General features: G+C 58.0%; 2 protein-coding genes. Both read right to left on the bottom strand.

Annotation, left to right across the window (positions count from 1 at the left end; translation table 11 throughout):
* On the bottom strand, nt 1-430 hold a 430-nt coding region (locus tag B5F35_RS18335), incomplete at its 3' end, for a PcfB family protein (RefSeq protein WP_087243103.1).
* Between the two features lie 5 nt (nt 431-435).
* On the bottom strand, nt 436-540 hold a 105-nt coding region (locus B5F35_RS19410), incomplete at its 5' end, for a DUF6017 domain-containing protein (RefSeq protein ID WP_242969596.1).

Here is a 540-nt window from a genome sequence, read left to right as displayed (position 1 = left end):
TGGTCTTTGACTGTTCCTGAGCCTGGGCCAGCCTCTCCCGGATGGTGGGGCGATTCTCCCGGCCCAGGGTCATGGCGGTGAACTCCTTGAAGGCCGGCTGGAGCTGGTCCTTGTCCTTCGCCTTGAAGAACACATAGTAGTGCGGCGGGTCGGTTGTGGGGTCTTTTTTCAGGGCATAGTCGATGTCATACTTTTTCGCCACCGCCGAAAACGCCTTGATGTTCTGCTCCGTGATCTCGATGTTGGTCAGGGAGGCACCATGCTGTTTGAGCTGGTGCAGGGTCTGTTTTCCCTGGTGTAAGCTGCGCTGGGAGGGCTTTTTCTGCATCTCCTCCAGCACCTTCTTCACGGCCTTTTGGAGCAGGTCCGCGGTCATCTTGCTCGCCTCCACCGAGAGGGAGACCACGCCCTGGGTGATTTCTTCCTGCACTCACATCACCTCCGATCTCCGCCGCCGTACATATCGTGGCTCACCAGGGAAGTGTAGTAGCTGTCGATGGTGGCCGGGGCGTTATACAAAGCGGCCAGCAGGTATTTCTT

Origin of the sequence: Anaeromassilibacillus sp. An200, from assembly GCF_002160025.1 — a bacterium.
GTDB lineage: Bacteria > Bacillota > Clostridia > Oscillospirales > Acutalibacteraceae > Caccousia > Caccousia stercoris.
This window is presented reverse-complemented; position numbering and strand designations above follow the sequence as displayed.